Genomic DNA, 23,549 nt, shown 5'->3' with positions numbered 1-23,549 from the left:
AAGCGGCGACCCTTACGGATCGCCGCTTTCTTTGACCTTTTTCAAACTCAAGCGATTTCGCGTTCGTGGCTGAGATCGAAGTAATGGGTCTGCAGGTAACGAAGCGTCGCAGCGCCGTCGACCGGCTTTCCGAAATAATAGCCCTGCCCCATGGCGCAGCCCAGCGCCTTCAGCTTCGCCGCTTCGGCATGGTCCTCGATACCCTCAGCGACAACACGCAGATCAAGTCCTTCGCACATGGCAAGAACAGCCTTGATGATATGTTCGGAAGCCCTATCCGAATTCATGCGCGAGACGAACGCCCGGTCAATTTTCACCTTGTCGAAGATGAATTCGCGCAAGCGTCCAAGGCTGGATTGCCCGGTGCCGAAATCATCCAAAGAGATGCGCACGCCGACCGCGCGCAAGTCGGTGATAATGCGATGGGCCGTCTCGGCTGAGCTCATGACCGCGGTTTCGGTGATTTCGAGTTCGAGACGATGCGGATCCAGGCCGGCGCGCGTCAGGATCGCGAGAATGCTGCTGCTCGTGCCGGGGTCCATCAGCTGTGCCGAGGAGAGATTGAAGGAGAGGAACAATTCGCGCGGCCACGAGAGTGCTGCCTCCGCTGCTTTTCGCAGCAGGGTTTCAGACAGCGCGTCGATGAAGCCTCTCTCTTCGGCAAGCGGCACGAAGACAGCGGGGGAGACGAAGCCGAGATCCGGATCGTTCCAGCGCGCCAGGGCCTCGAAACCGAGAACCATGTTATTGGCAAGCGAAACGATCGGCTGGAAGTGCACGTCGATGGAATCGGAAATGATGGCATTGCGCAGCGCCTGCTCGAGCTGCGTCGCCCGCCTCATTTCCTGTGCAATCTCCCGGGAATAGACGGTGATCTGGCCGCGGCCGCGACGCTTGGAGCGATAGAGCGCCGTATCCGCATTTTTCAGGAGATCGTCGAACTCCTCTCCGGCGAAAGGATGGATGGCGAAGCCGAAGGAGGCGGAAAGGCGGACATTGCGATCGCCGAGATCATAGGGCGCCGACAGCACTTCGCGGATCATCTGTCCGAATTTCTCGGCACCGACCCGTTCGAAAACAAGCGGCAGCACGAAGGCAAACTCATCGCCGTCATGACGTGTCACCAGCGCGCCATCGGGTATGCAGGCCTTGAGGCGATGGGCAACCTGACAGAGGATCTCATCACCCGCTTCAACGCCGAACAGGTCGTTGATCGGCTTGAAGGCATCGAGATTGACGATTCCGATCGTAAAGGGTGCCGGATCGTCGGCACGTTCCAGCGAAAGCGCGCGCGCGCGTTCACGCATGCGATATCGATTGCCGAGCCCCGTGAGCGGATCGGTATAGGCAATTGCTTGCGGATCTTGACTGGCTGGCCCCGGCAGCATCTCAGTCGACTTCATATTTGGTTCCGACCTTTTCTCCACCCGGGGGAAAAGCATGCCGGGGAAGTCTTAATAAAGGATGCCAAGAAGACGGTCATTCGGCACCGGCGATAAGTTGCCGTCGGTGGTGATATCATCGTAGCATTTATCTATTTTGCGCCTTCAGGGCACCGCGCATGTATTTCTGGAAGACGGTCTCGATGATGTCGGGGCTTACCGGCTTCAGAATGACGTCGTCCATGCCGACCTCGGCGCATTCCTTGCGGTCCCGCTCGAAAGCCTGGGTCAGGACGCCGATAATCGGCGTATGGGTGCCGCTGCCCTTTTCCGCGCCGCGGATCAGCCGAGTGGATTCAAAACCGTTCAGCCCCGGCAGCGAAATGTCCATCAGGATCAGTTCCGGACGATGCTCCTGCCACAGGCGCACCGCCTCGTCACCGCTTGCGGCGATCACATAGCTGTATCCCAACCCTTCGAGGATCTGCGAGAAGACGATCTGATTGATGTCATTGTCTTCGGCGACCAGGATTTGCGCCCGGCGCTCCTCACCGGCCGCACGCCGCCATTCGGATGCAAATCCGGGTTCGACGATCTCGCCCAGTTCGCCACGGATATTACGATTGAAATGACGCGCGATCAGGAAAGCAAGCTCGGTTGCAAGCTGCGATCCGTCCAACGACAGCGCGGTAAGGTTCTGCCGTTCGGCCAGCTCAATTCCGCGCTTGCCGAGCTGGTTGTCGACGATGACCAGGTCGATCTTGACGCCATGCGCGCTCGCCACGTCCAGAAAAGCCGCCTCTTCATTCTCGGTGTGAACGACGCAGGCTTCGAAGCCATATTTCTCGAGCGTCTTCAAAGCCGCCGTTTCGGCAGCGAAATCCGGCGTGACGACGAGCACCTTGCGGCCGTTGAAATTCTCCGGAACGAAGGTTTCCATAGCGGCCGGACGGCGAGAAATGGTCTGCAGCGCAACCATCGGAACATAGGCGCGGCGATAGGAGCGATCGCTGTTTTCCCGGATGCTCGATGCCAGTGCGAACTCGTCGAAATCACCGCCATCCTTGGGCAGGTCCTGCATGGTGCTGACCAGGAAATAGCGGCCGGGCTTGCCGATGCGCTGCTTGCGGGTGATGATGTCGCGCTCGACGCCGTCACGCGCAATCTGGCGCTGTCGCGAGATCGACATTTCGCCGGTCTCGATCACATGCCGGTCGCTCTCATGAAAGCGATTGGCGAGGTCGGTGGAGAAGATATCGATGCTCTTGCGGCCGCGCACTTCGTCCGCCGCCGTCTGGTACTTGTCGCAGAATGCCCGGTTGACCGCGACATAGACGAGATTCTGGTCCTTGACGAAAACCGGAAAGGGCAGATTGTCGAGAATATCCTCGGTCAGCTGCACGCGCTCCATGTCGACGCGCCATTGCTCTTCGCGTTTCCTGGCTTCGGACACATCGGAGATGATGCAGAAGCCGATACCCGAGGATAGCCGCCGGTTGAGGACGCGCACCCAGCGGTCGTCGGCAAAGTGCTCGGTGGTCTCGAAGCGTTCGCGCCAATGCGAGGCTATGCGCTGCGATATCCAATCGTCACGGCTGGCGGCCGTTTTTGTCTGATGGCGTTGATAGCGTACACCGGTATCGAAGACGGCGCCCAGAAAATCGCGCAGCCGCGTGGAGGGCTGCAGGAATTCCGGTGCAATCGGGAAGAAGTTCAGAACCTGACGGCTGGCAAACAACAGCTGGTCGTTCTTGTCATAGGCGAAAAAGGCGCTGGAAAGACCATCGCAAAGGGCATCGAAGAACATCGTCTGCAGACTGCCGCCGAAAGGGGCGTCAGCCGTCGTCATTGCCAAAGCTGCCTTTTCAATCTCGGCAGTCATTCGTCGGATTCCTACGCTCAACCAGTTTCACAACACGGCAAATCGACAAAGCGGCATTCGCTCTGCAAGGCAAATTCGTGGAAGCTGCATGCTGGCCTTGGCACTTGAAGCAGATGGCACCTGGCTCCATTCGAGTGATGGCCACCAACCTGCCATCGAGAGCCGTCAGCATGCACGAAACGCGCCACCTGCGGTCATTTCAAGTTCTGTCTCGGCAACCTGTCATCATTCCCTTAAACATTGATTAAATTTCTCAACAAAGCACGGGCGGGAAACGAGTGGGTAAGCGCGTGCGGATCGCCTTTCCTCTTTCCACACCGGCGCGAATCCACGAGAATGCAGCCATGGCCATCAAGCAACTTTCCGAGACCCTGATCAACCAGATCGCCGCCGGCGAAGTCATCGAGCGCCCGGCAAGCGCGGCCAAGGAGCTGATCGAAAATGCGCTCGATGCCGGTGCGACCCGCATCGAGATCGCCACCGCAGGCGGCGGTAAGGCGTTGTTGAGAGTGACCGACAACGGCTCGGGCATGGAAGAGACGGATCTGGAGCTCGCAGTCCGGCGCCACTGCACCTCGAAGATTTCCGACACGTTGGAGGATATCCGTACTCTCGGTTTTCGCGGCGAGGCCCTACCCTCCATCGGCTCGGTGGCGAAGCTTTCGATTGCAAGCCGCAGAGCGGGAGCAAGCAGCGGCGCCGAGATCGCCGTTGCCGGCGGCAAGGTTCTGCATCTGCGCCCAGCGGCCGCCAATCCCGGCACGATCGTCGAGGTGCGCGACCTGTTCTTCGCGACGCCCGCGCGTCTCAAATTCCTGAAAACGGAGAAGGCGGAGGCAGCAGCGATCACCGAGGTCGTCAAGCGCATGGCGATCGCCTTTCCGCGCGTGCGCTTCGTGCTGTCGGGCAGCGACCGCTCGACGCTCGAATTTCCCGCGACCGGAGATGATCATCTCGCGCGCATGGCGCAGATACTGGGGGCCGATTTCAAGGACAATGCCATCGCGCTCGATGCGGTGCGAGAGGATGTGAGCCTCACCGGTTTTGCCGGCGTGCCGACCTTCAATCGCGGCAACTCCGCGCATCAATATGCCTTCGTCAATGGCCGGCCTGTGCAGGACAAGCTGATCCTGTCGGCAATCCGCGGTGCCTATGCAGAAACCATCCCCTCCGGCCGTTATCCTGTCGCTGTCCTTTCCTTCACGCTCGACCCCGCGCTGGTCGATGTCAACGTGCATCCGGCGAAATCCGATGTACGTTTCCGCGATCCCGGTCTCGTGCGCGGCCTGATCGTCGGTGCCATTCGCGAAGCTTTGGCGCGCGAGGGCGACCGGGCCGCCACGACAGGCGCGGATGGCATGCTGCGCGCCTTCACCGCTGGCCGCTCCGGCTTCCAATCGGGCTGGCGACCCGCGCCGGCAGCGGCTCCATGGACGGCGGAAACTTCGCCATCTCGTCCCTATGAGCGAGCAGTGGCACCGGCGGGATACGGATTTGCCGAAAGACCGCAGGCCGCCTTCGACGGACTTGCCATGCCGACGGCTCGCGCGGAAGTCGCACCGCCGGTGGAGCCGGTACGGGCCGAGGAACCCGCTCGCTTTCCACTGGGCGCTGCCCGCGCTCAGCTGCATGAAAACTATATCGTCGCCCAGACGGAAAACGGGCTCGTCATCGTCGATCAGCACGCGGCGCATGAGCGGCTGGTGTTCGAAGCTATGCGCAAGGCCCTGCATTCGAAGCGCCTGCCCTCGCAGGTCCTGCTCATTCCTGAGATCGTCGACCTGCCCGAAGAGGATTGCGACCGGCTGATGGTGTTTGCCGAAGAGCTCGGCGAACTCGGCCTTGCCGTCGAACGCTTCGGGCCAGGCGCGGTCGCCGTTAGGGAGACGCCGGCCATGCTCGGCGAGGTCGACGCACAGGGCCTGGTCCGGCAACTGGCCGACGAGATTGCCGAATGGGATACGGCCTTAGGCCTTGCCGCCAAGCTGGAATATGTGGCCGCGACCATGGCCTGCCACGGCTCGGTACGGTCCGGCCGGCGCCTGCGCCCGGAAGAGATGAACGCGCTTTTGCGTCAGATGGAGGCGACGCCGGGCTCCGGACAATGCAATCACGGCAGGCCGACTTATATAGAGTTGAAGCTCACAGACATCGAGCGGCTGTTCGGGCGTAGCTGACCGAAGCCGTTTCCAAAAGGAACTTTTCCGCGAATAGTAGCCATGAAAGTCACGCCCGCCGCAGCGACCTTGCGTGTCATATTTGACGCATGGTGCTGTATTGCGGTATGGCAAACGGGTGAGACAGATCAAGGACGGCATCAGATGAATCTTTTCGAGGGACATGGAAATCGCGAGGCGAAAATTCGCTACCTCGACGGCGATTTCCAAATCCTGATGCCGGGTTCCTATGTGGTCTGCGCCATGACCGGCAAGCATATTGCGCTCGATGAGCTGCGCTATTGGAGCGTTGCCCGGCAGGAACCCTATGCGGACGTCATCACCTCGCTCGAAGCCGAAAAGCGCGCCGGCGCGCTGCCCAATCAGAAGCGTTGATTTCTCTTCCTGAATAACCAGACGTGGCCCTAGGCCGCTTTGCTATTGCGCTTTTCCCGCAAGCGACGCTCTCGCGCGGCTGCAATGGCCCTGTCGATAATCAGGGCTGGGGCCTGGGGATCGTCAAAGACCATATCGATCTCGATCACCCGGCAGCGCTGCAGCAGTTCGTCGGCGCGGCCATGATGGCCGATCAGGCGCACGTAGTCCTTCGACGTGGTGACGATCTCAAGCCCCTCGCGCGCGGCTATGTCGAGCATGTCGGAAACGTCGTCTTCGCCGGGATGTTCGTGATCTCCGAAGCTGCGCCGGACGGCGATCTCAGCCCCCAGCGTCTCGACCGTGCGGAAGAACTTGGCGGGATCGGCGATGCCGGCGAAGGCAAGCACCTTACGTCCGCGCAAATCCTCATGCCCACGCACTCTGACGCTCGCTGAAAAGAAAGGCTTCCCCGCCCTTGCCGCAAGACGCACAACGCGATCGGCGGCGGTGCCTTCACCGACTTTCAGCAGGCCGGACGCATAGAGGAGCTGTGTGCGCAGCGGTGCACGCACCGGACCGCTAGGAACCAGATGACCGTTGCCGATGCCCCTGCCGGCATCGACCACCACAAGGGCATAGTCGATCGCAATCTGCGCGCTCTGGAAGCCGTCATCCATGATGATGAGATCAGCCCCCTCGCGCACGAGCCTTTCCGCACCATCGGCACGGCGACGGGCAATGACTGTCAGCGCCTCGCGGGCAAGCAGCAGCGGTTCGTCGCCGACGGCCGTGGCATGATGATGCGAGGGATCGACAACCGTCGTGACATCGAGCGAGCCGCCATAGCCGCGGCTGAGGAACCCCGGCTTCAGCCCCTTCGCCTTCGCGGCCTGGGCGAGCGCGAGCGCCGTCGGTGTCTTGCCGGCGCCGCCGACCGTAAAATTGCCGACGCAGATGACCGGCACTGGCACGGAGGTGCGTTTGCCATGCACCATGCGATGTCCGGCGATACGGCCATACAGGAAAGAAAAGGGTGAGAGCCCCCAGGCACGCCAATCCGGCTTTCGCCACCAGAAAGGTGGGGCTTCCGATACCATGCGTCTAATCCAGCCCTATTCCTGTGCCTGCGACCAAGCGGCAAGAAAGGGCAGATTGCATGAAAAAGCAAGCCATTGCCGGGATCAGGCCGATTGCGCCACAGGCATGAGCAGGTTTTCAAGCTCGGTAATGTCGTTGAGACAATAATCCGATGCGGCCGTCAGCGTCTCGCGCGAACCGGTGCCCGTCAGCACGCCGACGGTCAGGCCGACGCCGGCGTTGCGGCCCATGTGGAGATCATGATTGTTGTCGCCGACCACAGCGACCTGTGCCGGCGAAAGGCCTGTCGCGGCGTAGAAGCCGAGTACCATGCCCGGCTCCGGCTTAGTACCGAAGCCGCTATCGTAGCCGGCGATGTAATCGATATAGTCGATGAAGCCGAAGCGGCGCGCTGTCTGGCGGATGGAGCGCTCATTGTCGCTGGAGGCAACGCCGAGCCTGTATCCGCGCTCATGCAGGCGCTGGAAGAAGGCCGCGAGATCGGTGACGGGCGAGGAGAAATCGGCCGCATGCGCAAAAAGCGCGTCGAGTTTTTCCACCAGCTCCGCGACATCCACTTTCGAGCCGGCAGCCACCAGGCCCTCGGAAATCTGCCGGGTGTTACCTGCCGCAAGCAGGCTATCCGGCACGATGTGCCCGGAGATCGGATCCATGCCGCAGGCAGAGAGAAGATGATCGGCAAGGATAGAATCGTCCTGAGCAGCGATGCGTGCGAGCTCGCGATTGACCGGCAGCCAGCTCTGGTCATAGTCGAGCAACGTGCCGTCCTTGTCGAAAAGAATGCCCGCAATCGCTCCCAGCTTCGCCGCTGTCATACCCTTCCCTTCTTATCCGTTCGCCATCGTCTTCGGCATCAGCCGCGCCTTGACCGAAAGCGGATTGATATAGGGCTCCAGGCCCTTGACCGTTGCGGCCAGCGCGCCTCGCATTTCATGCACGGCTGCGAAGCCGGCGTCGATCATACCGCGTCGTGCCGTGTCGTTCGTGAGCAAATAATGCACGCCGCGCGCCAGCATCTCGGTATCGCGCACCATGCGGGCGCTGCCGCGGCGGGCGAGCAACTGATAGGAGTCACGGAAATTCTGGACATGGCCGCCCGTCAGGATCGCGCAGCCGAGCATAGCCGGCTCAAGCGGGTTCTGGCCGCCTTCATTGAATAGCGATTTGCCCATGAAGGCGACTTCCGTCATCCGCAGGTAAAGCCCCATCTCGCCGATCGTATCCCCAAGGAAGACATCGACATCGGGCGAAAGGATGTCATTGCGGGTGCGGCGCGCCACTTTCAGGCCCTGTTCGACCAGCATCGCCTCGATCGCATCGCAGCGCTCGGGATGGCGCGGCACGATGATGGTGAGCTGACCGTTATGCTCCTTGAGCATCGAATGGACGGTGGCTGCAGCACCCTCCTCGCCCTCGAAGGTGGAGACGGCTGCCCAGGTCTTGCGGTCGCCGACCTGCTTCATGTAGTCGGCAAGCGTCGGCGCGTCATAGGACGGCGCCTCCGTATCCACCTTGAGATTACCTGATTTGAGAACCTGCAGGGCGCCGAGATCACGGAAGCGCTCGGCATCGAGGTCGGACTGTGCCACGACCAGCGCCAGATTTTCGAACAGCGCCTCGGCAAGCGAGGGATGCCGGCTCCAGCGCGCGAAGGATCGATCCGACATGCGGGCGTTGACGAGGATCTGCGGAATGCGCTTGCGGCCAAGCTCCATGATCGTTGTCGGCCAGATCTCGGATTCGGCGAAAATGGCGCAATCGGGCTGCCAATAATCGAGGAACCGCTTGATGGCAGGCTTGAGATCAAGAGGAACGTATTGATGGATCACCTCGTCGCCAAGCCGCTGATGCGCGACCTTGGCAGAGGTGATCGTACCCGTCGTCAGGATGACGTGAATGTCTCGGCGACGGATTTCTCGGATCAACGGAATGACGGCCGAGGTTTCGCCGACGCTTGCGGCATGGAACCAGATCAGCGGTCCCTGCGGGCGGTTGGCGCTGGCATAGCCTGAGCGCTCCAGCCTGCGGGAGCTATCTTCCTTGCCCTTCGCCGCGCGCACGGCGAGATAAGGCCCGATGAACGGATAAACGGCAATTCCGCCGAAACGATAGGCGCTCAAGGCAAGACGCGCCCTGAGGCTACTCATTTCGACCGCCTCCCATCCCAGCTGATCATCATCTATGCCAAATCCCGATAACCACGCGGCCGAATAAGCAGCCGAATTTTCGTTCTTATTGTGTCAAAGATACTGCTTCATGGCCGGATTTAAAGCGACAACGCTTTCCCGGATAGAGATATCAAATGCAAAATTCGGAGTAATGCGACCTCAGGATGCCGCTTTTTCCTGCGGATCAAGCAAGCGATGCAGGTGGACAATGAAATAACGCATATGGGCATTGTCGACAGTCTGCTGTGCCTTGGACTTCCACGCCACCAGCGCGCTCGCATAATCGGGATACATGCCGACGATATCGAGCTCATTGAGATTGCGGAACTGAACCTCTTCGAGGTTTTCCAATTCGCCGCCGAAGACAAGGTGCAGGAGCTGCTTTTTGCCGCTAGTATCAGTCATTTTCGTCTCTTTCTACTGTCGTCCCCCTCCGTCCTTCATCTGCGGGATTTTGACGGAAAGGTCAACCGTCTCGTCGGTTCGATAGTTGACGGAGGAACTCCGGTAATTGTGCTGCCGACGCACCGCAAAGTTCGTCATGGGATACTTCGGCGCGGTTGTAGCGCAGGGTCTTGCCGGAGAGATCCACGAGGGCGCCTCCGGCTCGCTCCAGAATGAGATCGGCGGCGGCGAGATCCCAGTCGTGGGAGTTGCGTTTGACGATTGTTCCCTCAAGCCTGCCGTCCGCCACCATGGCAAGGCGGTAGGCGAGCGACGGCACGTGCTTCACCCGTTCGACCGTCTTGCGGAAATCCGGATCGACGCCCTTCAGCATATCCTCGCCGGTCGCCAGCCGGTGGACATCATCGCCCACTCGTTGCGAAACGCGGATCGGCTCGCCGTTCTTCAAGGCCTGCCCGCCGGCCGTCGCCACGAAGAGCTCGTCCAGCGCCGGCGCATAGAGGACACCCGCCACCGGCCGGCCGTCAGTGACGACGGCAACGCTGACGCACCATAGATCCAGGCCGGAGAGAAAACCTCTGGTGCCGTCTATCGGATCGACGACGAAGACGGTCGCGTGCTTCAGACGCTCGGCGTCATCATCGGTTTCCTCGGAAAGCCAGCCATAATCGGGCCTTGCGATGCGAAGCGTGGCGGCCAGGCTTTCGTTCGCGGCAAAATCCGCGGCACTGACCGGGGACTGGCCGTTATTCTTCCACCAGACTTCCGGCGATTGCCGGAAGAAACCGAGAGCGATCTTGCCCGCCTCGAGCGCGGCACCCACGATCAGGTCCACATCGCTCAACTGGCCGGCCTTGCTATCGATCATTGACGAATTCCAATCTCCGCTCGTTTTTAGCGGCCCGCGAGCGTCATGCCCTCAATGGCAAGCGTCGGAGCGGCGATGCCGAAATCGCGGTCGATGTCGTTCGCCGGCGTCACGCGCATGAACATGTCCTTCAGATTGGAGGCGATCGTCACCTCCGAAACCGCGAAGGTCAATTCGCCGTTCTCGATCCAGAAACCGGTGGCGCCACGGCTGTATTCGCCGGTGATCATATTGACGCCCTGACCGATCAACTCGGTGACATAGAAGCCCGCACCGACGCTGCGGATCAGTTCCTCGGGCGAAATATCGCCGGGTTCCAGCGCGAGGTTCGTGGATGCGGGCGATACGGACGTGCCGCCGCGCACACCGCGGCCGTTGGTCTTCAGGCCGCCGCCAATTTCCCGCGCCGTCGCCGTGGACAGGAACCAGGACTTCAGCACACCGTCCTCGATCATGACGAGCCGCTTGCCTGACACGCCTTCGCCGTCGAAGGGGCGCGAGGACGGGCCGCGCACGATCAGCGGATCGTCCGTGATCGAAAGGCCTGCCTTCAGCACCTGCTGGCCCATCTTGTCGCGCAGGAAGCTGGTCTTGCGGGCGACGGACGCGCCATTGATGGCGCCGGCGATATGGCCGACGAAGCCGCGCGCGACACGGGGATCAAAAACGACCGTGACATTCTTGCCGGTCGGAACCTGCCGCGGATTGAGGCGTTTGACCACCCGCTCGCCGGCGCGGCGGCCGATCTCCTCAGCCGCATCGAGATCAGCAAAATAGAGACGGCTGTCGAAATCATAGTCGCGCTCCATGCCGGTGCCCTCGCCGGCAATGACGCTGACGGAGCGCCCGAAGCGCGAGCCCATATAGTGGCCGGAAAAACCATGCGAGGTGACGAGCACAAGGCCGCCCATGCCGGCCGAGGCGCCGGCGCCGGAAGAATTGGTGACACCGGAAACGGCAAGAGCTGCCGCCTCAGTCGCAAGCGCCGCTTCGCGTAGCTGCTCCGTGGAAACCTCGGTCGGATCGAACAGTTCGAGATCGGGATAGCTCTTGGCGAGATCCGCCTCATCGGCAAGGCAGGCGAAGGGATCTTCCGGCGAAACCTTGGCCATGGCGACCGCGCGCTCGGCAAGAGCATTCAGATCGAAGCCTGGATTGGCCGATACGCTGGCGACGCGATTGCCAACGAAGACCCTCAGCGAAAAGTCGTCGCTCTCGGAGGATTCCGTGCCTTCCACCTTGCCGAGGCGTACGCTGACGGAATGGGCCCTCGATCGCACCACGACAGCATCGGCCGCATCCGCGCCGGCTTTCCGGGCAAGATCGATCAACTGGCTGGCGCGGGAAAGCAGAGCGGCGGAATCGATTTCAGAGGTCATGACTTGGCCTTTCCTTCGCGTTCCATTTATTGTGCACTACATAAAGCATCAAGTGCGGCAAAGCCGATTCTTGTTCTAATCCCTTCACGCATGGTTGTTTATCATGGCCAAGCGTCGCAACACCGCCTGCCCCACGGAAAGAAACAGACGATGTCCGCCCCCAATACGCTTTTCACCGAAACCCTGCTGCTGCTCGGCGGTGCCGTCGTCACGGCGCCTATCTTCAAGAAACTGGGGCTTGGCACGGTGCTCGGCTATCTCGCCGCCGGCGTCGTCATCGGGCCGATCCTCCATAGCATCAGCGACAGCGAGGCCGTGCTTGCCGTTGCCGAACTCGGCGTCGTCTTCCTGCTCTTCATCATCGGCCTGGAGTTGAAACCATCGCGTCTGTGGCAGATGCGTCGCGATATTTTCGGTCTCGGCACGGCACAAGTTGTTCTCAGCGGACTAGCACTGATGGTAGCCGCCTATTTCGGCGGCATTGCCGGCTGGAAGGGTAGCATCATCATCGGCTTCGGCCTGGCGCTTTCCTCGACTGCCTTCGCGATGCAGATCCTCGAACAGCAAGGCGACGTCAACACGAAATACGGCCAGCGCTCCTTCTCGATGCTGCTGCTGCAGGATCTCGCCATCGTGCCGCTGCTGGCGCTCATCACTGTGCTCGACGGCGCGCAGGAAACCGCCAATCCCTTGCCGAGCCTGGCAATCGCCGTCGGTGCGGTGGCGGCAATGATCATCGCGGGGCGCTATCTGCTGACGCCGCTGTTCCAGGTGATCGCTCGCACCGGCGCCCGCGAGGCGATGATTGCGGCCGCCCTCTTCGTCGTCATGGGATCGGCAACGCTGATGCAGCTTGCCGGCCTCTCCATGGCGATGGGTGCCTTTCTCTCCGGCGTAATGCTGGCCGAATCCTCCTATCGGCATGAGCTGGAAGCGGATATCGAGCCCTTCCGTGGCGTGTTGCTCGCCATTTTCTTCATCGCCGTCGGCCTGTCGCTGAAACTCGACGTGATCCTCGACAACTGGGTGCTGATCGTGCTCGCTGTTCCGGTGATGATGTTCATCAAGGCGATCGTGATCTATGCGCTCTGCCGCGTCACAGGCTCCCCGCATAACGATGCCGTGCGTATTGCCGGCCTCCTGCCGCAGGGCGGCGAATTCGGCTTCGTACTCTTCAGCGCCGCCAGCGCCAGCGGCGGCCTTTTCTCCGCTAATACGGCATCGATGCTGATCGCCATCGTGACGCTGTCGATGGCGCTGACGCCGCTGAGTTCCGCGCTGGCGAAACGGCTAGTCAAGGGCGACGCGCAGGAAGAGCTGGACGAGGATTTCGAGGGCGCCGGCTCCGATGTGCTGATGATCGGCTTTTCACGTTTCGGCCAGATTGCCGCGCAGATCCTGCTTGCCAGCGGCCGCGACGTGACCGTCATCGATTTCTCCGCCGACCGCATCCGCCAGGCATCGAGCTTCGGCTTCCGCATCTATTTCGGTGACGGCACCCGCAAGGACGTGCTGCGCTCCGCCGGCATCGATCGCGCCAAGATCGTCGTCGTCAGCACGCATCTGCGCGAGGTGACCGACAAGATCGTCGAACTCGTGCAGACGGATTATCCGCACGCGCGCCTCTTCGTCCGCTCTTATGACCGTATTCACTCGATCGAGCTGCGACACAAAGGCGTGGATTACGAGCTGCGCGAAACGCTGGAATCCGGTTTGCTCTTCGGCCGCCGCACCCTGGAAGCGCTTGGGGTCAGCGAGGCGGAAGCCTACGAGATCGGCGAGGATATCCGCAAGCGCGACGAGCAGCGGCTCGTGCTGCAGGTCAGCGAGGGGCTGCAGGCCGGCACCGACATGCTCTACTCGCGCCCCGTCAAGCCGGAGCCGCTGGTCAAGCCGAAGCGTGCGGCCGAAACCTACAGCGATGCAGACGATCTCGTTGCCTTGCCGCAGGAGGAGCCGGAGCGGGCTTAATCTTCGTACGGTCCTGGCGGAAACACAGCCAGCGGCTACTGGCTAAATACTAATTCTTCGCTGTCATCACCCGGTCGAGGGCGAATTTCAGCTCGTCCTTTACGCCAGCCGACATGGCGAGAATATCGCGTGCCTTCAGGAAATCGAGAACGCCGGTGCGGCCGACGGCTGGACGCAGGAAGATTTGCGGCGCCTGCAGGCGCAGCTTCAGGGCAATGTTGGACTGCATGGTCAGCTGGCCGGCACCGAACAGGCTCTCGATGCGGTTCGGAACCTGTCGGCCGCTGCCTTCCGGCCCACCGACGACGTCGATGCCGATGACGATATCGGCAAGACCGGCCAGATGTTCATAAGGAACCGGATTCATGATGCCGCCGTCGATCATCACGCGGTCTCCGAGCTTGACCGGCATGAACACGGCGGGAATGGCGGCAGAGGCGGCGAGCACGGGGAAGAGCTCACCTTTCTCGATGACGACCTCCGCCTGGTCGTAATAATCGGTCGTGACCACCTTCAGCGGGATGTGCAGCTCGGAAAAGCTTTCCGGAATGGCCGGCGGCAGGAAGGTGCGCAGAATGCGTTCGAGATTGAACTGACCGAAGCGGATGCTGCGCATGCTGACTGGCCGCAGGCTCCAGATCTTGTTGAGAACGGCCGGACGATTGCCGACGGTTGCCAGCGTATAATCGCGGATCTCAGCGCCACTCATGCCGACGGCCATGGCCGCGCCCATGATCGAGCCGATGGAGGAACCTGCTATGGCGACGGGGCGGATACCGAGCTCGTCCAGCGCCTCGATGATGTGAATATGGGCGAGACCGCGCGCACCGCCGCAGCCGAAAGCGACTGCGACGCTCGGCGTGCCGGAAGCGGCGAGCGGATAGTCGCTGCCGACGAAATCAGCATAATCGCCCATATTGTTCTCCTTCCTCCGTCAGGCCGCCAACGGCTGGTAACGGAAGAAATGCATCTTGCTGTCACCGAAGGTTCGCTCCTCCAGAAACAGGAAATCCGACGGCGCGGCAACTGTGACATCGGCGCGCTCCTCGAGGATCGCCAGAGCGCCCGGCACCAGCCAGCCACCGGCGGCAGCGGCCGCGAAAGCCTTCTCACCCAGCCCCTTACCGTATGGCGGGTCGGCGAAGAGAAAATCGAAGGGCTCGAGATTGCCGACACTGCCGAGATCCGTCGCGTCACGCCGCAGCATGCGCGTGCGGCCATGCAGGCCGAGGGCATCGATGTTTTCCCAAAGGAGACCCCTGCCCTCGACGCTGCTTTCCACGAAGAGCACATGCCGGCAGCCGCGCGAGGCTGCCTCCAGCCCGACGGCGCCGGTGCCGGCAAACACATCCATCATCCGCGTGCCGTCGATGGCTCGGGATAGGCGTGGTTCAGAATGTTGAACAGGCTTTCGCGCGTGCGATCCGCCGTCGGACGAATGTCGTTCGACTTCGGCGTTGCAAGCGAGCGACCGCGAAACTCACCGCCGACGATCCTCACCGCGCGTCAGCTCCTGCCGCCCTTGGGACCGCCCCTGCCGGGGCCACCCCGACCGGAACCGCCGCGCGGACCGCCAGACGGGCGACCTGCACCGCCGGGTTTGCCGCCAAAGCCGCGCGAGCCACCGGGCTTTCCGCCCGGTTTCCCGCCGAAGGATTTGCCGCCGCCTGGCTTCTTGCCGAAGGGCTTGCCGGCCGGCCGATCGCCGAAAGAACGCTCGCCTTGCGAACGGTCACCGAAGGGCCGGTCGCCACGGGGCGGACGATCACCAAACGGACGATCCCCCTGCGGGCGAGCGCCGCGGGGACGTTCGGAGCGCTGCTCGCCGCCGAAAGACTTGCTGCGCGGACGCTCGTCTCCCTCGGCGCGCGGACGTCGATCACCACGGGGCTTATCGCCGAAAGGCCGGTCGCCACGCGCGGGCCGATCTCCGAAGGAGCGCTCGGAGCGGGCCTCCCCCTGGAAGGATTTCCCACGAGGACGATCGCCACCCTCTGGCCGCGAACCACGTTCACCACGCGGACGATCGCCAAACGGACGATCTCCGCGAGAGCGCTTGCGGTCAAAACCTTCATCATCGCCACGCGACCGGCGCGGAGCTTCCTCGCTCGAACGGATCCACTCGCCATCGCCCTCGTCGACGCGATTGATGCGAACGCGCGGGCCTTCGTCCGGACGGTCGAAGCCGCTGCGCTGCGGGCGTTCGGGCTCGCCGCGCCGGGAGGCGGTCTTTGCATTCTTGGCCGCCTTCGCGGCTGCCTTTTCGCCGAGCGGCCGGGCGCCGGGCGCCATCCAGACATTGGCGCTGCGGCGTGGGCCGAGCGGCTGGCGCTTCTGACGGTCATCGTCCTTGTGCCCACCATCGCGACCACCATCGCGACCACCATCGCGACGATCATCACGCTTGGCATCCCGCTTGGTATCGAGACGGCTGAGCGCACGTTCGCGCTTATCCTCGGGACGCTCCCGACGCGGTCGCTCTTCCTTGCCCGCGCGAACCGGGGCCGTCCGCGCCGGCTTGGCTTCCGCCTCTTCGGGTTCGGCAATGGCCGGGGCGTTATAGAGCGGCGCATCGAAATTCGCCTTGGCGTCCTCGACCAGGCGAGGGCCGAGCTGGTCGCGCAGCGTGCGGCCGCGCACCTCGAGCACATGGCCTTCCGGCAGCTCGCCGAGCTGGAACGGGCCATAGGAAATGCGGATCAGGCGGTTGACCTCAAGGCCGAGCGCGCCGAGCACGTTCTTGATTTCGCGGTTCTTGCCTTCGCGCAAGCCCATGGTGATCCAGACGTTGGACCCTTGCGTGCGATCGAGCGTCGCGTCGATCGAGCCATAAAGCACGCCGTCGACGGCAATGCCTTCCTTCAGCTTGTCGAGCGCTTCCTGATCGATCTCACCATGAGCGCGCACGCGATAACGGCGCAGCCAGCCGGTGGTCGGCAATTCCAGAACACGGGCAAGGCCGCCGTCATTGGTCAGCAGCAGCAAGCCTTCGGTGTTGATATCGAGGCGGCCGATCGACATAACGCGCGGCAGCTCTTCCGGCAGATTATCGAAAACGGTCGGGCGTCCCTCAGGATCGGCATTGGTGGTCACCAGGCCGGCCGGCTTATGGTAGAGCCACAGTCGCGTGCGCTCGATGCCACGTATCGGCACGCCGTCGACCTCGATCTTATCAGTCAGGGTCACGTTGACCACCGGCGTATCGAGGAGCACACCGTTCAGCTTGACGCGGCCATCGAGGATCATGCGCTCGATATCGCGGCGCGAGGCCACACCAGCGCGCGCCATCACCTTGGAAATGCGCTCGGCCTTTCCATCCTCGACTGCGGTTTCATCCGCAGCCTTGACGGTTGCGGCCTTCGCAGGCTTCGCGCCATCGCGCTTTATCGTCTTCTTGTCGCCAGCAAAGGGTTTAGACCCAGGCCGCTTGGGCTTGTCATTCATCGTCATTTGTTGTTTGCCTGAATTTTTAACGCGTGTTCCTATCAGGTCACGCCCTTGCGGTTAAGTGGAAAAACTTGAATGGCGGCTACAAATCAATTCATGGAGCTTGCTTTGACCGAAGCGCGCCGTGCCGGAGAGCGTGGCGAAGTGCCGATCGGCGCAGCAGTCGTGCTCGACAGCAAAGTCATCACCACTGCCGGCAACCGTACCCGCGAGCTCAACGACATCACCGCCCACGCCGAAATCGTCGCCATCCGCCTGGCCTGCGAGGAATTGGGCCAGGAACGTCTTGCGGGCGCCGATCTCTATGTGACGCTGGAACCCTGCACCATGTGCGCGGCGGCCATTTCGTTCGCGCGCATCCGACGTCTCTACTATGGCGCCGAGGATCCCAAAGGCGGCGGTGTCGACAATGGCGTGCGCTTCTATCGCCAGCCTACCTGCCATCATGCGCCGGAGGTCTATTCCGGCCTCGGCGAGACCGCATCCGCCGACATCCTCAGAGGTTTCTTTCAGGCGAAACGCTCCGAAGACTGAAAAGCGGCGGTTTTGATGCCGCCGCCTTGAGGGCTTTTATTGGAAAGGCTTCCACCAGCTGCTGTTGCTCGTCTGCTGCGCGGCCTCGGCGTCCTTCTTGCGCTTCTTTTCCTTCTTCGACTCGGGTGTACCGAGATCGTTGAGGGCAGCCTGGTCGGCAACCTGACGATATTGCTGCGGCGGGTCGATCAGGTAACGGCGCTGATCGATATAGCTGCCGGCCTGATCCTGGCGCGCGGCACGATAGGCTGCCGTCTGCTGTGCTTCGCTCATGTGATTCTTGGCGCTGTCAGCCTGAGCCAGCGGCGAGCGATAGTTGACGTCGTTCTTCTTCTCGTCGGCTTCCGCGGCAAGGCGCTTGCGGGCGTCTTCCGGCGATTCGAGCCAGGCCGGGTTGTCCTTGCTTGCCAGGGACTGCTGTGGAGCGGTCAGAGTGTCTTTGCTTCCGGCAACGACCAGACCGGGGCGGTTCGGATACTTCACGCCCTTGTCCTTCGGCGTAGCGGCCGAAACGGAGGCGATGTCGCCGAGGTCATCCAGGAGCTGGACGCCGGCCGTCTTATCGGTGCCGTAAGTCGGGCTGCTAAGGCAACCGGACATGGCGCCGCAGCCAACCACAAGTGCCGCCAAGCTGACGCCGACACGAACCTTATGCATCGCTCTCATGAAAACCCTTCCCAGCCATGCCGGAATAAACGCAATAGGACCCCATTCAACGGCAACTGCCGTAAAATTCTGGCCATTTTCAGGCAGCTTTTACCGGATGAACGCCGCAAAGGCAATTCATCCGGCAATTTTCTTCAGTTGACAGCGGCAAGTTCGCGCAGTGCCGCGGCGTCACGCGCCGAGACATCCGGGTATTCCGGATCGGAGCCGACATCCGTCGTGATGCGCCAGGAACGGGCGCACTTTCGGCCCTCCGCGAGCTTGGGTACGACACTGACCTTGGAATCGTCGTCGAGGCGGAAGGCATCCGCAGGACCCTGCTCACCCAGGATGGTGATATCGGAGGTGATGCAGATTTCCGAGAAGTCCTGGCCTTCGAGCACCTTCAGCAGCTCGGGATCGGCGACGTAGACGATCGGAGCAGCTTCCAGAGAGGAGCCGATCCGCTTGTCCTTGCGCTCGATTTCCAGCGCGCCGGTGACGACGCTGCGCACAGCGCGGATCTTCTTCCACTTCTCGGCCAGCGCCTCGTTCTTCCATTCGACGGGAACGGTCACGAACTGCTCGAGGTGAACAGAGACTGCCGACGGATTGCGCGAGAGCCATGCCTCTTCCGTGGTGAAGGGCAGCATCGGCGCCAACCACGTCACCATGCAGTCGAAGATCGTGCGGATGACGGCAAGCGAGGCGCGGCGGCGCAGGCTCGACGGAGCATCACAGTAGAGCGCATCCTTGCGGACATCGAAATAGAAGGCCGAAAGCTCGACATTGGCGAAATCGATCAAGGCGCGGGCGATGCGCTTGAAGTCGAAGGCATCGTAGCTTTCGCGCACCAGTTCGTCGAGTTCGGCGAGACGGTGCAACATCAGCTGCTCCAGCTCCGGCATGTCGGCATAGGCGATCACTTCGCCCTTGTCGTGCGCGAGCGTGCCAAGCATCCAGCGGATGGTGTTGCGCAGCTTGCGATAGGCATCGACATTGGTCTGGATGATGGCCTTGCCGACGCGCAGATCTTCCGAATAGTCCGACGTCATGACCCAAAGGCGGAGGATGTCGGCGCCCGCATCCTTCATCACCTCTTGCGGCGAAGTGACGTTGCCCTTGGACTTCGACATCTTTTCGCCCTTCTCATCCATGGTGAAGCCATGGGTGAGGACGGCATCGTATGGCGCACGGCCACGCGTCGCGGCACTTTCGAGCAGCGACGAATGGAACCAGCCGCGATGCTGGTCGGAGCCTTCGAGATAGAGGTCAGCCGGCCATTTCAGATCCGGGCGGTCTTCCAGGGTGAAGGTGTGGGTCGAACCGGAATCGAACCAGACATCAAGGATATCCATGACCTGCGTCCAGGCCTCGTTGGCCTTTTCGCCGAGGAAGCGTTCACGCGCACCTTCGGCAAACCAGGCATCGGCGCCTTCCTGCTCGAAAGCCTCGAGGATACGGGCGTTCACACGATCGTCCTGCAGGATGTTGCCCTGCTCGTCGACGAAGATCGCGATCGGCACGCCCCAGGCGCGCTGGCGCGACAGCACCCAATCAGGGCGCTGCTCGATCATGGCGCGCAGGCGGTTCTGGCCGGCAGCCGGCACGAAGCGGGTATCGTCGATCGCCTTCAGGGCGCGCGAACGCAGCGTCGAACCGTCGGCAAAGTCCTTGTCCATATAGACGAACCATTGCGGCGTGTTGCGGAAGATGACCGGCTTCTTCGAGCGCCAGGAGTGCGGATAGGAATGCTTCAGCCTACCGCGGGCAAACAGCGTGTTCGTCTCGATCAGCGCCTTGATGACGAGGTCGTTAGCATTGCCCTTCTTGCCGTTGTCGTCCATGACACGGCCACCTTCGAAGCCCGGGGCATCGGCGGTGTAGAAGCCCGCGTCGTCGACAGGGAACGGGATGGCGGAGGAGATACCGCGCTTTTCAAGATCGCGGGCATGCGACGTCCAGGCGTCAAAATCTTCGCGGCCGTGGCTGGGCGCCGTGTGCACGAAGCCGGTGCCGGCATCATCGGTGACGTGATCGCCATCAAGAAGCGGCACCTTGAAGCCGTAGCCGAGAGAGGCGAGCGGATGAGCACAGGTGAGTGCGGCCAGATCGGCGGCGGTTACGTCGCTCACGCGCTTGTATTGCAGCTTTGCCTTGGCGAAGGATTCCTCTGCCAGCTTGTCGGCAAAGATCAGCTTTTCCCCCGGGCGCGGGCCGAAATCATTGGCGGCTTCCGTGACCTCATAGAGTCCGTAGGACACGCGCGAGGAGTATGCGATCGCGCGATTGCCGGGGATCGTCCAGGGGGTGGTGGTCCAGATGACGACAAAGGTGCCAGCGAGATGCGCCGGGCCTTCAGCCACCGGGAACTTCACCCAGATCATGTCGCTCTCGACATCGGCATATTCGACTTCAGCTTCGGCGAGCGCAGTACGCTCGACCACCGACCACATGACCGGTTTGGAGCCACGATAAAGCTGACCGGTACGGGCGATCTTCAAAAGCTCGCCAGCGATGCGGGATTCCGCATGAAAGTTCATGGTCAGATAGGGATTGTCGAAATCGCCCGTGATGCCCAAGCGCTTGAATTCCTCGGACTGGATCTTGATCCAGCCGGCGGCAAAGTCACGGCATTCCTGGCGAAACTCGTTCACCGGGACCTCGTCCTTGTTCTTGCCCTTCTCGCGGTATTTCTCCTCGATCTTCCATTCGATCGGCAGGCCGTGGCAGTCCCAGCCCGGAACGTAATTGCTGTCATAGCCGCGCATCTGGAACGAGCGGGTGATGACGTCCTTGAGGATCTTGTTCAGCGCATGGCCGATGTGGATGTGGCCATTGGCATAGGGCGGGCCATCATGCAGCACGAACTTTTCGCGGCCAGCGGCGGAGGCGCGCAGCTTCTTATAGAGGTTCATCTCCTCCCAACGCTTCACCAGTTCCGGCTCCTTCTGCGGCAGCCCGGCGCGCATCGGGAAATCGGTTTCCGGCAGGTAAAGGGTCTTGGAGTAATCCATCTTTTCAGCGGTATCGGTCATAGTCGTGACAATTGCCTCGGTGTCTCGGGCGTCTTACGCCTCAACTGGCGCAGCCATACGGGGATTTTTCGGCGGCGGAAAGCGCCTCGTGAACGAGACGCCAAAAACCCGGACCTTCCGGCAGCTTAAAGCGCGCGGAAGGCCGGGCCAATAATTCGTATCGCGTGGCTCAGCCGAAATTGGGTCATGGTCGCCGGTTCATAGGCGTTTTTTCCAGGGAAAGGAAGAGGAAACAGTTGCGGCAATCCATAGAAAAGCCGCGGACGTTTCCGCCCGCGGCCAATTTGAGGGTCTATCTAATTAGGCTCGTGCTGCTGCCCGTGCCGGCACGACCGCATTTACGATAACGGCCACGACGATATTGGCGAGAAGCGCCAGCAGCCCCGTATAGACGGTGAAGCCGGTTTCGCCGAGCGGGACCATGTGCAGCGGCTTCCAGCCGGCATCCCATACGAGATAGGTGCCGCCAAAGAAGCCGACGAACCAGCCGGCGAGCAGAGCGGGTGCACGAAACCACTTGGTATAGAGACCGAAGACCAGAGCCGGCAGCGTCTGCAGGATCCAGATGCCGCCCAAAAGCTGGAGATCGAGCGCAAACTGCGTCGGCAGGAAAATGATGACGAGAAGCGCTCCGACCTTGACGACAAGCGATGTCATCTTGGCGACCTTCGCCTCGCCGGCATCGGAAACCTGTGGATCAATGTAAGCCTTCCAGAAGTTGCGGGTGAAGAGGTTGGCGGCGCCAATGCTCATCACGGCCGCGGGAACGAGCGCGCCGATAGCGATGGCTGCGAAGGCGAAGCCAGCAAACCAACTCGAGAACAAGGTCTGGAACAGTGCAGGCACCACGTCATTGGCGCTGTCCAGCTTCAGATTTGCCGCGTGGCCCATGTAGCCGAGCAGCGCCAAGAGACCGAGCAGCAGCGTGTAGGCCGGCAGCAGCACCGCATTCTTGCGGATGGTATTGCCGCTGTTGGACGCGAAGATGCCGGTCAGCGTATGCGGGTACATGAAGGCCGCCAGCGCCGAGCCGAGCGCCAACGTTGCGTAGGCGACGTACTGGTTGCCGCCGAGCAGCAGACTACCCGCCCCCTTGGCTTTGAAATCCGCATCGGCCGCGGCAAAGACATTCGCATAGCCACCGAGTTTCGCCGGAATGAGCGCGATGGCCGCGATCACCACGATGTAGATCATGATGTCCTTGACGAAGGCGATCAGCGCCGGAGCGCGAAGGCCGGCCGAATAGGTATAAAGCGCCAGGATGATGAAGGCGACGGCGAGCGGCAGTTCACCATGAAGTCCGAGCGCCTTGAATACCGCCGTCATACCGACGAGCTGCAGGGCGATATAGGGCATCGTCGCGATAACGCCCGTCAGAGCGACTGCCAGTTCCAGCGCCCGCGAGCCATATTGGCCGTGTACGATATCGCCGGCCGTGACGTAACCATGATCCTTCGCACGCCTCCAGAGAAGCGGCATGACCATGAAGACGAACGGATAGACGACAATCGTATAGGGCAGCGCGAAGAAGCCATAGGCGCCGACCGTGTAGACCAGCGCCGGGACGGCGATCACGGTGTAAGCGGTGTAGAAATCGCCGCCGACCAGGAACCAGGTGATCCAGGTGCCGAAGGTGCGGCCGCCGAGGCCCCATTCGTCGATATGAGCAAGGGTCTTCGGCCTACGCCAGCGGGCAGCTACAAAGCCCATGACAGTGACGAGCGCCAAAAAGAAGATGAAGACGGCAAGCGCAGTCGGATCGATATCAGTCATCATGGCGCATGCTCCGATAGGCGATCCAGGTCAGAATAGCGGTGATTGGCACCCACGCCAGTTGATACCAGTAGAAGAAGGGGAAACCCAACAGCACAGGATCGTGGCTGTTGTAGAAGGGGACCCAAAGCAAACCAATATAGGGAATAACGAGCAGCCAGCAGGCCGCCGTCCCGAAACGTTTATCCATGTCCGATACCTCTCACGCGGTGCCTGCGCGCCACCTTGTTGCAGTTGTCAGAGCGGAAGGAGTGTATCAGCCTGCGATTGCAATGTGCGCTCAAGGGCCGAAGCCGATGAACTTTGCCTGTGCAGAGCCAGACTAACGGATGTGAATTCCTCCCAACGGCCCGCCTGAGGCCAGCCGCTGCTAAAGTCCTACGGCGAGTCTGCCGCCCGAACAAGATATTAGCTGATGCGAAATC

The 23,549-nt window shown here is 61.6% G+C and carries 18 protein-coding genes and 1 pseudogene; 4 read left to right on the top strand and 15 right to left on the bottom strand.

Annotation, left to right across the window (positions count from 1 at the left end):
- Positions 1–47 precede the first annotated feature (47 nt).
- Together ACK83U_RS02230 and ACK83U_RS02225 are read right to left on the bottom strand one after the other, a co-directional pair.
- On the bottom strand, positions 48–1,403 hold the full coding sequence (locus ACK83U_RS02230; RefSeq protein ID WP_112608135.1) for an EAL domain-containing protein: 1,356 nt from the start codon (positions 1,401–1,403) through the stop codon (positions 48–50).
- A gap of 127 nt (positions 1,404–1,530) precedes the next feature.
- The gene (locus tag ACK83U_RS02225; RefSeq protein ID WP_112608137.1) at positions 1,531–3,264 is read right to left on the bottom strand and encodes a response regulator; all 1,734 of its coding nucleotides are present in this window, start codon (positions 3,262–3,264) and stop codon (positions 1,531–1,533) included.
- A gap of 344 nt (positions 3,265–3,608) precedes the next feature.
- On the opposite strand from ACK83U_RS02225, the gene mutL reads away from it, so the two are divergent.
- Both mutL and ACK83U_RS02215 read left to right on the top strand, forming a co-directional pair.
- Positions 3,609–5,441 (top strand): DNA mismatch repair endonuclease MutL, encoded by a 1,833-nt coding sequence (gene mutL, locus ACK83U_RS02220; RefSeq protein WP_112608139.1) that lies wholly within the window; start codon positions 3,609–3,611, stop codon positions 5,439–5,441.
- Between the two features lie 144 nt (positions 5,442–5,585).
- Positions 5,586–5,816 carry a DUF2093 domain-containing protein gene (locus ACK83U_RS02215; protein WP_015338954.1) on the top strand — a complete coding sequence of 77 codons (231 nt, stop codon included), beginning with the start codon at positions 5,586–5,588 and terminating at the stop codon, positions 5,814–5,816.
- Between the two features lie 29 nt (positions 5,817–5,845).
- Here the strand turns inward: ACK83U_RS02215 and lpxK are convergent, their stop codons facing one another.
- From lpxK to ACK83U_RS02185, 6 genes are all read right to left on the bottom strand, one after another.
- Positions 5,846–6,895 carry a tetraacyldisaccharide 4'-kinase gene (gene lpxK, locus ACK83U_RS02210; RefSeq protein ID WP_112608141.1) on the bottom strand — a complete coding sequence of 350 codons (1,050 nt, stop codon included), beginning with the start codon at positions 6,893–6,895 and terminating at the stop codon, positions 5,846–5,848.
- Between the two features lie 84 nt (positions 6,896–6,979).
- Positions 6,980–7,711, bottom strand: a complete 732-nt coding sequence (locus tag ACK83U_RS02205) for an HAD family hydrolase (protein WP_112608143.1) — start codon at positions 7,709–7,711, stop codon at positions 6,980–6,982.
- Positions 7,712–7,723: 12 nt separating this feature from the next.
- Entirely contained in the window at positions 7,724–9,043 is a 1,320-nt protein-coding gene (gene waaA / locus ACK83U_RS02200; protein WP_112608145.1) for a lipid IV(A) 3-deoxy-D-manno-octulosonic acid transferase, read from the bottom strand.
- Between the two features lie 180 nt (positions 9,044–9,223).
- Positions 9,224–9,469, bottom strand: a complete 246-nt coding sequence (locus ACK83U_RS02195) for a DUF4170 domain-containing protein (RefSeq protein ID WP_015338950.1) — start codon at positions 9,467–9,469, stop codon at positions 9,224–9,226.
- A gap of 61 nt (positions 9,470–9,530) precedes the next feature.
- The gene (locus ACK83U_RS02190) at positions 9,531–10,337 is read right to left on the bottom strand and encodes a 3'(2'),5'-bisphosphate nucleotidase CysQ (RefSeq protein WP_112608147.1); all 807 of its coding nucleotides are present in this window, start codon (positions 10,335–10,337) and stop codon (positions 9,531–9,533) included.
- Positions 10,338–10,363: 26 nt separating this feature from the next.
- Positions 10,364–11,716, bottom strand: coding sequence for a TldD/PmbA family protein (locus tag ACK83U_RS02185; RefSeq protein WP_112608149.1), 1,353 nt, complete (start codon positions 11,714–11,716; stop codon positions 10,364–10,366).
- Positions 11,717–11,866: 150 nt separating this feature from the next.
- Here ACK83U_RS02185 and ACK83U_RS02180 point away from each other — a divergent pair, with 150 nt between their 5' ends.
- On the top strand, positions 11,867–13,687 hold the full coding sequence (locus tag ACK83U_RS02180; protein WP_112608151.1) for a monovalent cation:proton antiporter-2 (CPA2) family protein: 1,821 nt from the start codon (positions 11,867–11,869) through the stop codon (positions 13,685–13,687).
- Positions 13,688–13,736: 49 nt separating this feature from the next.
- Here ACK83U_RS02180 and ACK83U_RS02175 read toward each other — a convergent pair whose 3' ends face one another.
- The 3 genes and pseudogenes from ACK83U_RS02175 to ACK83U_RS02165 form a co-directional block, all read right to left on the bottom strand.
- Positions 13,737–14,603 (bottom strand): patatin-like phospholipase family protein, encoded by an 867-nt coding sequence (locus ACK83U_RS02175; protein ID WP_112608153.1) that lies wholly within the window; start codon positions 14,601–14,603, stop codon positions 13,737–13,739.
- Between the two features lie 18 nt (positions 14,604–14,621).
- Positions 14,622–15,187 (bottom strand): annotated as a pseudogene (gene rsmD, locus ACK83U_RS02170) (16S rRNA (guanine(966)-N(2))-methyltransferase RsmD).
- Between the two features lie 6 nt (positions 15,188–15,193).
- On the bottom strand, positions 15,194–17,137 hold the full coding sequence (locus ACK83U_RS02165; RefSeq protein WP_112608155.1) for a pseudouridine synthase: 1,944 nt from the start codon (positions 17,135–17,137) through the stop codon (positions 15,194–15,196).
- Between the two features lie 72 nt (positions 17,138–17,209).
- Here ACK83U_RS02165 and ACK83U_RS02160 point away from each other — a divergent pair, with 72 nt between their 5' ends.
- Positions 17,210–17,668, top strand: a complete 459-nt coding sequence (locus tag ACK83U_RS02160; RefSeq protein WP_112608157.1) for a nucleoside deaminase — start codon at positions 17,210–17,212, stop codon at positions 17,666–17,668.
- 36 nt (positions 17,669–17,704) lie between these two features.
- On the opposite strand, the gene ACK83U_RS02155 is transcribed toward ACK83U_RS02160, so the two are convergent.
- The 4 genes from ACK83U_RS02155 to ACK83U_RS02140 form a co-directional block, all read right to left on the bottom strand.
- Positions 17,705–18,334 carry a hypothetical protein gene (locus tag ACK83U_RS02155; RefSeq protein ID WP_112335401.1) on the bottom strand — a complete coding sequence of 210 codons (630 nt, stop codon included), beginning with the start codon at positions 18,332–18,334 and terminating at the stop codon, positions 17,705–17,707.
- 134 nt (positions 18,335–18,468) lie between these two features.
- Positions 18,469–21,351 (bottom strand): isoleucine--tRNA ligase, encoded by a 2,883-nt coding sequence (gene ileS, locus ACK83U_RS02150; protein WP_112608159.1) that lies wholly within the window; start codon positions 21,349–21,351, stop codon positions 18,469–18,471.
- Positions 21,352–21,651: 300 nt separating this feature from the next.
- The gene (mctP, locus tag ACK83U_RS02145; protein WP_112608161.1) at positions 21,652–23,127 is read right to left on the bottom strand and encodes a monocarboxylate uptake permease MctP; all 1,476 of its coding nucleotides are present in this window, start codon (positions 23,125–23,127) and stop codon (positions 21,652–21,654) included.
- Positions 23,117–23,314, bottom strand: coding sequence for a DUF3311 domain-containing protein (locus tag ACK83U_RS02140; protein WP_047627888.1), 198 nt, complete (start codon positions 23,312–23,314; stop codon positions 23,117–23,119). Before ACK83U_RS02140 ends, mctP begins: the two co-directional genes overlap by 11 nt.
- Positions 23,315–23,549 lie beyond the last annotated feature (235 nt).

Source organism: Rhizobium sp. WW22, assembly GCF_047041135.1.
Classification (GTDB): Bacteria; Pseudomonadota; Alphaproteobacteria; order Rhizobiales; family Rhizobiaceae; genus Rhizobium.
Note: the sequence above shows the minus strand (reverse complement) of the source record. Positions and strands in the feature narration are given on the sequence as shown.

Bases quoted from the DNA above. Each gene is read 5' to 3' on its own strand.
- ACK83U_RS02230 (WP_112608135.1), bottom strand. From the start codon at position 1,403: ATGAAGTCGACTGAGATGCTGCCGGGGCCAGCCAGTCAAGATCCGCAA.
- ACK83U_RS02225 (WP_112608137.1), bottom strand. From the start codon at position 3,264: ATGACTGCCGAGATTGAAAAGGCAGCTTTGGCAATGACGACGGCTGAC.
- mutL (WP_112608139.1), top strand. From the start codon at position 3,609: ATGGCCATCAAGCAACTTTCCGAGACCCTGATCAACCAGATCGCCGCC.
- ACK83U_RS02215 (WP_015338954.1), top strand. From the start codon at position 5,586: ATGAATCTTTTCGAGGGACATGGAAATCGCGAGGCGAAAATTCGCTAC.
- lpxK (WP_112608141.1), bottom strand. From the start codon at position 6,895: ATGGTATCGGAAGCCCCACCTTTCTGGTGGCGAAAGCCGGATTGGCGT.
- ACK83U_RS02205 (WP_112608143.1), bottom strand. From the start codon at position 7,711: ATGACAGCGGCGAAGCTGGGAGCGATTGCGGGCATTCTTTTCGACAAG.
- waaA (WP_112608145.1), bottom strand. From the start codon at position 9,043: ATGAGTAGCCTCAGGGCGCGTCTTGCCTTGAGCGCCTATCGTTTCGGC.
- ACK83U_RS02195 (WP_015338950.1), bottom strand. From the start codon at position 9,469: ATGACTGATACTAGCGGCAAAAAGCAGCTCCTGCACCTTGTCTTCGGC.
- ACK83U_RS02190 (WP_112608147.1), bottom strand. From the start codon at position 10,337: ATGATCGATAGCAAGGCCGGCCAGTTGAGCGATGTGGACCTGATCGTG.
- ACK83U_RS02185 (WP_112608149.1), bottom strand. From the start codon at position 11,716: ATGACCTCTGAAATCGATTCCGCCGCTCTGCTTTCCCGCGCCAGCCAG.
- ACK83U_RS02180 (WP_112608151.1), top strand. From the start codon at position 11,867: ATGTCCGCCCCCAATACGCTTTTCACCGAAACCCTGCTGCTGCTCGGC.
- ACK83U_RS02175 (WP_112608153.1), bottom strand. From the start codon at position 14,603: ATGGGCGATTATGCTGATTTCGTCGGCAGCGACTATCCGCTCGCCGCT.
- ACK83U_RS02165 (WP_112608155.1), bottom strand. From the start codon at position 17,137: ATGACGATGAATGACAAGCCCAAGCGGCCTGGGTCTAAACCCTTTGCT.
- ACK83U_RS02160 (WP_112608157.1), top strand. From the start codon at position 17,210: ATGGCGGCTACAAATCAATTCATGGAGCTTGCTTTGACCGAAGCGCGC.
- ACK83U_RS02155 (WP_112335401.1), bottom strand. From the start codon at position 18,334: ATGAGAGCGATGCATAAGGTTCGTGTCGGCGTCAGCTTGGCGGCACTT.
- ileS (WP_112608159.1), bottom strand. From the start codon at position 21,351: ATGACCGATACCGCTGAAAAGATGGATTACTCCAAGACCCTTTACCTG.
- mctP (WP_112608161.1), bottom strand. From the start codon at position 23,127: ATGATGACTGATATCGATCCGACTGCGCTTGCCGTCTTCATCTTCTTT.
- ACK83U_RS02140 (WP_047627888.1), bottom strand. From the start codon at position 23,314: ATGGATAAACGTTTCGGGACGGCGGCCTGCTGGCTGCTCGTTATTCCC.